6 protein-coding genes and 1 pseudogene are annotated in these 8,091 nt (G+C 72.6%); 5 read left to right on the top strand and 2 right to left on the bottom strand.

What is annotated here, in order from left to right; all coding sequences use genetic code 11:
* Nucleotides 1-225: 225 nt before the first annotated feature.
* Together ACIBQZ_RS08935 and ACIBQZ_RS08930 are read left to right on the top strand one after the other, a co-directional pair.
* Entirely contained in the window at nucleotides 226-2,025 is a 1,800-nt protein-coding gene (locus tag ACIBQZ_RS08935) for a glycerol-3-phosphate dehydrogenase/oxidase (protein WP_396087945.1), read from the top strand.
* Nucleotides 2,022-2,291, top strand: a complete 270-nt coding sequence (locus tag ACIBQZ_RS08930; RefSeq protein ID WP_396087906.1) for a DUF4031 domain-containing protein — start codon at nucleotides 2,022-2,024, stop codon at nucleotides 2,289-2,291. Before ACIBQZ_RS08935 ends, ACIBQZ_RS08930 begins: the two co-directional genes overlap by 4 nt.
* Here ACIBQZ_RS08930 and ACIBQZ_RS08925 read toward each other — a convergent pair.
* The gene (locus tag ACIBQZ_RS08925) at nucleotides 2,275-2,922 is read right to left on the bottom strand and encodes a metal-dependent phosphohydrolase (protein WP_396087905.1); all 648 of its coding nucleotides are present in this window, start codon (nucleotides 2,920-2,922) and stop codon (nucleotides 2,275-2,277) included. The two genes, ACIBQZ_RS08930 and ACIBQZ_RS08925, sit on opposite strands and share 17 nt — an antisense overlap.
* Nucleotides 2,923-2,953: 31 nt before the next feature.
* Between ACIBQZ_RS08925 and ACIBQZ_RS08920 the strand changes: the two genes are divergently transcribed.
* The 3 genes and pseudogenes from ACIBQZ_RS08920 (at nucleotide 2,954) to ACIBQZ_RS08910 (ending at nucleotide 7,752) form a co-directional block, all read left to right on the top strand.
* The gene (locus ACIBQZ_RS08920; protein WP_396087904.1) at nucleotides 2,954-4,162 is read left to right on the top strand and encodes an aromatic acid exporter family protein; all 1,209 of its coding nucleotides are present in this window, start codon (nucleotides 2,954-2,956) and stop codon (nucleotides 4,160-4,162) included.
* Nucleotides 4,163-4,603: 441 nt separating this feature from the next.
* Nucleotides 4,604-6,112, top strand: a pseudogene (locus ACIBQZ_RS08915) (PrsW family intramembrane metalloprotease); the annotation flags it as partial.
* 893 nt (nucleotides 6,113-7,005) lie between these two features.
* Complete coding sequence (locus ACIBQZ_RS08910) at nucleotides 7,006-7,752, top strand: SAM-dependent methyltransferase (protein ID WP_396087903.1); 747 nt, start codon at nucleotides 7,006-7,008, stop codon at nucleotides 7,750-7,752.
* On the opposite strand, the gene ACIBQZ_RS08905 is transcribed toward ACIBQZ_RS08910, so the two are convergent.
* Nucleotides 7,753-8,049: a co-chaperone GroES gene (locus ACIBQZ_RS08905; protein WP_212989171.1), complete on the bottom strand. Its 297-nt coding sequence runs from the start codon at nucleotides 8,047-8,049 to the stop codon at nucleotides 7,753-7,755.
* Between the last annotated feature and the right edge of the window lie 42 nt (nucleotides 8,050-8,091).

The following is an 8,091-nucleotide window of genomic DNA, read 5'->3' as shown; positions in this document are numbered from 1 at the left end:
CGGGGATGACCCACGCAGGGACCAAGCCTGACCGCCCGGAGTGGGTCATCCCCGCCCCCAAGCCCACCATGCAACCAGCCGGCAGCGGATAGAACCATGCAACCAGCCTGCGTTCGGCGGGAGCGACGGTCAGCACCATGCAACCAGGCACGACAGGAAGAATTTGATCTTGGCTATCTCTTTTCACTCGCCGGTGTGACAGCTGGCAGCGCTACCGTGGGGGTTGTGCGCTCTCCCTCCGAGTCCCGTTATGCCGCCGGTCGGCTTTCGCCCCTTCGTCGTGTCTCCGACCTGCGCCGGTTGCGGGACGAGCAGTTTGATGTGCTTGTCATCGGCGGTGGGGTCACCGGCGCCGGTGCCGCGTTGGATGCCGCCTCGCGTGGTCTGAAGGTCGCCCTTGTTGAGGCTCGTGATCTGGCCGCCGGCACGTCCAGTCGGTCCAGCAAGCTGATTCATGGTGGCTTGCGGTATCTGGAGCAGCTTGAGCTGCACCTGGTGCATGAGGCGCTCACCGAGCGGGGCCTGCTCACCAGCCGGCTCGCGCCGCATCTGGTGCGGCCGGTGCCGATTCTGGTTCCGTTGCCTGCCGCTTCTCCGGTTGCCCGGGTCTGGCAGCGTGCCTACTACGGCCTCGGTGTCGCCGCCTATGACGTCTTTGCCGGCGTGTTCGGCAGTGGGCGCGGCATGCCGTTGCACCGCCATCTCACCCGGGACGGCGCGCGGTCGCTTTTCCCCAGCCTGCGGGCTGACAAGATCACTGGGGCGATCCGGTACTACGACGGGCAGGTGGATGACGCCCGGCTCGTGGTCAATCTGGCGCGCACCGCGGCCAGTCTCGGGGCTGCCGTGGTCACCAGTGCCCGGGTCACCGGTTTTGTCCGGGAGGCGCGGGAGGTTGTCGGCGTCAAGGTGCGGGATCTGGAGTCGCCTGACTCGCCCGAGTTTGAGGTGCGGGCTCGCACGGTTGTCGCCGCGACCGGTGTCTGGAGTGACGATATGTCGCGGATGCTGCGTGATGTCGGTGTGCGGCCCGGGTTGCGGGTGCGGGCCTCCAAGGGGGTGCACCTGGTTGTGCCGCGGTCGGCGATCACCGGTGAAGCCGGGCTGATTCTGCGGACGCCCACCTCGGTGCTTTTTGTCATTCCTTGGGGTGGGCACTGGATCATCGGTACCACCGACACCGACTGGGAGCTGGACCGTTCGCACCCGGCTGCCTCGGCGCGGGACATCCGTTACCTGCTCGATCAGGTCAATACCGTGCTGGATCGGCCGCTGACCGTCGACGACATCGAGGGTGTCTATGCCGGGCTGCGGCCGCTGCTCTCCGGTGAGGCCGATTCCACCTCCAAGCTGTCCCGTGAGCATGCCGTGGTCGAGCCGATGCTCGGGCTGCTGCTGGTCGCCGGGGGTAAGTACACGACGTACCGGGTGATGGCCGCCGATGTCATCAACCGGGCCGTGCGCCGGCTCGGCGGGCCTGCCCAGCCTTCCCGTACCGATCAGCTTCCGCTGCTCGGCGCCGACGGCTTCGCCGCCGCCTGGCGGGATCGGATGGACATCGCTCGGCGGCACGGCGTCACCGCGGGGGTGATCGAGCATCTGCTTGAGCGGTACGGGACGCTGACCGTGCACCTGCTGGCGATGATCGAGGCTGACCCGGCCCTGGCCACCCCGCTGGCCGGCGCCCCGGAGTATCTGGCCGCCGAGGTCGCGTACGCGGCGCAGGCCGAGGGTGCCCTGCATCTTGACGACGTGCTCACCCGGCGCACCCGGATCTCCTTCGAGACCGCCCACCGTGGCGCCGAGACCGCCGCGCACGCCGCCGCGCTGATGGGTGACGCGCTCGGCTGGGACGCCGCGGTGCGGGCCCGGGAGATCGAGCACTACCTGGCCCGGGTCGAGGCCGAACGGCAGTCGCAGAAGATGCCCGACGACCTGACCGCCGACGCGGCCCGGCTCGGCGTCGCCGACGTGCGGGGATACTCCGCCGACCGGGGCACCGACCTGCTCGAAGTGGACCTTTGATCCTCGTCGACGAGCCGCACTGGCCGGGCCGCGGCCGGCTCTGGTCCCACCTGGTCAGCGACCTGTCGTACGCCGAGCTGCACGCCTTCGCGGAGATGCTGGGCGCGCCCCGGCGCGCCTTCGACCGGGACCACTACGACATCCCGGAGACCCGTTTCCCGATGGCGTTGTGGCTCGGCGCCACCCTGGTCCGCCCGCGTGAGCTCTCCGCCCGGCTGCGGACGACCGGCCTGCGCCGCCCCAAGCATCTCAGCTCAAGGTCTTGAGCTCCGCCGCCAGGTTGGCCCGGGCCCGGTCCTCCCAGGCCGACCGCAGCGGGGCGTGCCGGTAGATCGACGGCAGCTCCAGCAGGGCCTTGAGCACCTGGGTACGCCCGCCGCGGAAGACGTCGTCCGGCACGTGCGCGTACTCCCGGCGGATCGCGGCCGTGTACGCCGCGTACTCGTCCGGGTCGCCGGCCAGCACCGCCAGGTCGGCATCGCAGAGCAGCTCGCCGTCCGGGTCGTCGTCCTGGGTCGCGTGCCCCGCGGTCAGCCCGACCAGCCGGGCCACCTCCTCGGCCACGCCGTCCGGTGTGCCCAGGGTCGCCAGCAGGCCGGCCGCGAACTCCGCGCTGTCCCGCTCGTTGGCGTCGCCGAGCGCCCGCGGGTCGTACACCGCGTCGTGCAGCCAGGCCGCGAGCCGTACCCGGTCGGCGCCCGCGGCCAGCTCGGCGTGCCGGTCGATGACGTCGAGGACGGCGGTCAGGTGGGCCACGGTGTGGTACTGCCGCTGCGGTTCGGACCAGCGGGTCAGCAGGTATTCGCCGGCCGCGCCGAGGTCCGCGTCGTCGGCGGTCGCCCCGGCGCCCCGGGCGGCCGCGACCCACCGGTCAACAAGAGTCGTCACGGCCGCCATCCTGACACGCGCCCGGTTAGGGTCTGCAGACATGACCGAGCCGGAGGCGCAGCGTGGGCTTGTTGCGGTCCTCGCGGAGCTGCACGGGCGGTCCCGTACGGGGATCGGGGCCGGGTGGTCCCGGGTCCGGGCCGGCTTCCCGCTCGCCCTGCAGGCCGGGCTGGCCGCCGGGATCGCCTGGTTCGTCGCCCACGACGTCATCGGCCGGCCCAGCCCGTTCTTCGCACCGATCGCCGCCGTCATCACCCTGGCCTCGTCGATCGGCCAGCGGGCCCGGCGCACGGTGGAGCTGGTCATCGGGGTGGCGATCGGCATCGGCATCGGCGACGGCATCATCCTGCTGATCGGCACCGGGCCGTGGCAGGTCGGCCTGGTGGTGGTGCTGGCGATCGCGACCGCGGCGGCGGTCGGCGGCGGTACGCCCCTGGTGGTGCAGTCCGCCTCGTCCGCGGTGCTGGTGGCGACGTTGACGACGCCCGGCGGGGCGCTGCCGTACACCCGGTTCTTCGACGCGCTTGTCGGCGGCGCGGTCGGGCTGATCGTGATGACTGTCCTGCTGCCGCTGAACCCGCTGACGGTGATCCGCCGGGCGGCGGACCCGGCGCTCGAAGCGCTCGCCGACGGCCTGCGGTCGATCGCGGACGGGCTGCGCTCCGGCGACGCCGGCGCGGTGGGCGGCGCCCTCGACCGGCTGCGCGCGGCCGAGGCGAGCTTCACCGGCTTCGCCCAGGCCGCGACCGCGGCCAGCGAGAACGTGGCCTTCGCGCCGGCCCGCTGGCGGACCCGCGGCGCGCTGAGCCAGTACGTCGAGGGTGCCGACCACGTGACGTACGCGCTGCGCAACGTCCGGGTGCTGGCCCGCCGGGTGATGACCGCGCTCGGCGACGGTGAGGTGATCCCGGAGTGCCTGCCGACCTCGGTCGACCTGCTCGGCGACGCGGTGGACCTGCTGCGCCAGGAGTGGGCCAAGGGCGCCGAGCCGGTGGCCACCCGGGAACGGGCGCTGCGGGCGGCGGCCGAGTCCGGCCGGGCGTACGACGAGGGGGTCGGCTTCTCCGGCGGGGTGGTGGTGGCGCAGGTCCGGACCACCGTCTCCGACCTGCTCCGGGCCACCGGCATCGAGTACGCCGAGGCGCCCCGGCTGGTCCGGCGGGCGGTCGGCTGGCACGGGCGGGGGCGTACGGCACGCAAGAACCCCGGGCGGTCCCGGCCGGGTGCCTCCGGTCGCGGCCCTTCCTGACACTTCCGGCCCTTTTCGGCTCTTGATCCTCTTTCGCCGCCGGGGTCTGCCCGGCGGGGGCGGGGTGGCTACGCTGGCGGCATGGCCGACGTAGCTCACGGCGGGTCGCCCGACCCGGCACCCACCTCCGCGGCTCCGGCCTCCCCGGCGCCTGATTCCGCTGCTCCGGCTTCCGGCTCTGCCGGTTGTCCGCCGGGGCCCTGGTCCGGGTCCGGGCCCGGTTCGGGGCCTTGGTCCGATTCCGAGGCGGGTTCGGCTTCAGGCTCCGGGTCGGGTGTAGAGCCGGTTTCGGGGTCTTGGTCGGCTGCTGGGCCGGTTTCCGGGTCTGGCCCGGCGGGCGATTCCGGCTCCGTGGCGGGATCTTGGTCGGCTTCCGGGTCTGGCTCCGCTACCGGGTCCGCTTTCGGGGAGTCGGGCGGGGCTTTTGCCGGGCCGGCCGCTCTGGCTGGTTCCGGATCGGCCGTCTCGCCGGGCGGTGACGCCGCGGAGACGGCCGCCGGTGCTGGTTCGCCCGGGCCGGCGGATGCGACCGTCAGTGTTGTCGCGCCTGGGCCGGATGCGCTCCTGGAGCCGCCGGTGCTGCCGCTCGCGCCGCCGAAGCGGTCGCGCATTCCGCGCTGGCTGCCGCTGTCCCTCGTGATCACCTTCATCGCCGCCTGCGCGATCGCCATGCTGGTCATCCTCGGCTTCAGCAACGGGCCGCAGGGCCTGGCGATCGGGCTCGTCGCGGCGATCCTGCCGGTGCCGGTGCTGGTCGGCTGCTTCCTCTGGCTGGACCGCTACGAGCCGGAGCCGAGCCGCTACCTGATCTTCTGCTTCGCCTGGGGTTCGGCGGTGGCGACGCTGGTCGCGATCGGGGTCAACTCGCTGGCCGGCTGGGGCTTCGACCGGATCGGCCTGCCGGACGCGCTGGTCGCGGTGCTCGTGGCGCCGTTCATCGAGGAGTCCATGAAGGCCCTCGGCCCGATCCTGCTGCTCTGGCGCCGGCGCCGCGAGTGGTCCGGCATCACCGACGGCATCGTCTACTGCGGCATGTCAGCGCTCGGCTTCGCCATGGTCGAGAACGTGCTCTACCTGGGCGGGCACGGCTACGCGTCGGGTGCCGACGAGTACGGCCCGGCGACCGGCATCCAGAACGTGTTCCTGATCTTCATCGTGCGGATCCTCTTCACCGGCTTCGCGCACCCGCTGTTCACCGCGATGACCGGCATCGGCCTGGGCCTGTCCGCGCGCTCGGCGGACAAGCGGATGAGGTGGCTGGCGCCGATCGCGGGCCTGCTGCTGGCGATGATCCTGCACGGCCTGTTCAACCTGCTGCCGACGCTGTCGGTGGCCACCGGCGAAACCCTGATCATGCTGTACGGCTACCTCGGCTTCATGGTCCCGTTCTTCTTCCTGGTCCTCGGCTTCGCCATCGCGCTGCGCGGCTGGGAGGGCCGGCTGAGCGAGCGCATCCTGCCCGGTTACGTACGCGCCGGCTGGCTGTCCCCGCCGGAAGTGGCGACGCTGGGCAGCCTGGGCCGCCGGCACTCGGCCCGGCAGTGGGCGAAGCGGGTGGCCGGCGATGCGGGCGTCCGGGCGATGCGCGGCTTCCAGGCGACCTCGACAAAGCTGGCGCTGCTCCGCGACGGGATGCAGCGCGGTCTGCACAGCGGCAGCCCGAGCGACCAGCAGCGGGCGATCGAGGACGAGCAGCGGCTGCTGACCGCGCTCTCGGGATACCGGTCGGTGTTCGTGGGCCGGGATCCGCAGACGCCGCAGGCCTTCTGGGACGGGTCGAGCTATCAGATCGCGTTCCCGGACGGGGTCACCCGCTCGGTGACCGCGCCGGAGGAACCGGTGGTGCCGGTGCCGGTGCGACTGCCCCCGCCCCCGGTGATGGCCGGCTACGGCGGGCCGGGCTACGGCGCGCAGGGTTATGGCCGGCCGTCCTATGGGCCGGCGGGGTATGGCCAGGTGGCTCCCGGGCAGGGGTATGGGCCGTCCGGCTATGGGCAGCAGGCAGGTCCTGGCGCGGGTCAGGCCGGCTACGGTCCGTCCGGCTACGGCCAGCCGGGTCCCGGCCAGAGTTATGGCGCGGGCCAGGCTGGCTACGGCCAGCCGGGCCCCGGCCCGAGTTACGGCGCGGGCCAGGCCGGCTACGGCCAGCCGGGCCCAGGTCAGCCGTCCTACGGCCAGCCGGGCCCCGGCCAGAGTTACGGTGCGGGCCAGGCCGGCTACGGCCAGCCGGGCCCGGGTCAGCCGCCCTACGGCCAGCCTGGCTACGCCCAGCCTGGCTACGGCCAGCCCGGCTACGGCCAGCCGGGTCCCGGTCAGAGTTATGGCGCAAGCCAGGCCGGCTACGGCCAGCCGGGCCCGGGGCAGCCGCCCTACGGCCAGCCCGGTTACGCCCAGCCGAGCCCGGGTCAGCCCGGCGCGGTCCAGCCGCCTTACGGCCAACCCGGCTATGGGCAGAGCGGCCAGAGCCAGCCCAGCTACCCCTACGCCACCCCCACCTGGGGCCCACCCCCGTCCCACCCCGAACCCCCGCCGAACAGCGACCCCTGGGCGGCCCACTCCCAGCAGAGCCACACCCCACCCCCAGCCCAACCGTCCTACGACTACGGACAGATCGACCCCGGACCGAGCGACTCCGGCAGCTCCCCGAGCCCGAGCGCCGACCCACCCCCCTCGTAAAAGCGGTTGGGCCCAAGCCCCCGTCGGCCTAGCCTGGCCACGCCAGGCACCAGACTCCGACGAACGAAGAATCGAGTGATGCGCGATGCCGCGGTCGAGTGAGCCGGTCCGTACCGGCCGGTTTTCGGTTTTCCTCCCTCGACCTTCGGATTTCTGGAGCAGCAGTCATGGATCTTCCGCGTCATCACACCATCCGCGAAGGCGACCTGCGGATCTGTAACCCGTTCTCGCCGGCGAAGCTCGCCACCCTCGGCCAGGCCATCAAGCTGCGGGCCGGGGACACCCTGCTCGACCTGGCCGGCGGCCGGGGCGAGCTGCTCTGCACCTGGGCCCGCGAGCACGGCATCGGCGGCACCGGTGTCGACATCAGCACCGTCGCCACCGCCATGGCCCGCGAGCGCGCCGTGGAGCTGGGCGTCGCCGACCGGGTCCGGTTCGTGCACGGTGATGCCGGCGGTTTTGTCGCCGACACGCCGGTGGACGTCGCCGCCTGTATCGGGGCCACCTGGATCGGTGATGGCGTGCCCGGCACGATCAGCCTGCTCGAGCGCAGTCTGCGCCCGGGCGGCATGGTGCTCGTCGGCGAGCCGTTCTGGCGGCAGGAGCCGCCGAGCCAGGCCGCGATCGAGGCCTGTCACGCCCAGGACCGGGACGGCTGGCGGGATCTGCCCGGCCTGGTCACCCAGTTCCACGAGCTGGGCTGGGACCTGGTAGAGATGGTCCTGGCCGATCAGGACAGCTGGGACCGGTACGCCGCCGCGCACTGGCTCACCATCCGCCGCTGGCTGGACGCCAACCCGGAGGACGAGCTCGCCCCGGCGTTCCGGGAGGAGCTCAGCACGGACCCGGTGGCGTACACGCGCTATCGCCGCGAATACCTCGGCTGGGGAGTCTTCGCCCTGCTGAAGCGGTAGTTACAGGTACAGGCCCGTCCCGTCCGACTCGACGCGGGTGGCGGCGACGGCGTGCACGTCGCGTTCGCGCAGCAGCACGTACTCCTTGCCGTGCAGTTCCACCTCCGCGCGGTCGTCCGGGTCGAACAGGACCCGGTCGCCGACGACGATGGAGCGCACGTTCGGCCCCACGCCGACGGCCTTCGCCCAGGACAGGCGGCGGCCCATCGATGCGGTGGCCGGGATGACGATGCCGGCGCTGGAGCGACGTTCGCCGTCGCCGCCGTCGAGCCGGACGAGGACGCGGTCGTGCAACATCCGGATGGGCAGCCCGGCCTCGGTACGGGTGTCGGTGTTCAC

This window comes from Actinoplanes sp. NPDC049599 (assembly GCF_044465625.1).
Lineage (GTDB): Bacteria > Actinomycetota > Actinomycetes > Mycobacteriales > Micromonosporaceae > Actinoplanes.
The sequence above is the reverse complement of the archived record's forward strand: the minus strand, read 5'-3'. Positions and strand labels throughout refer to the sequence as shown.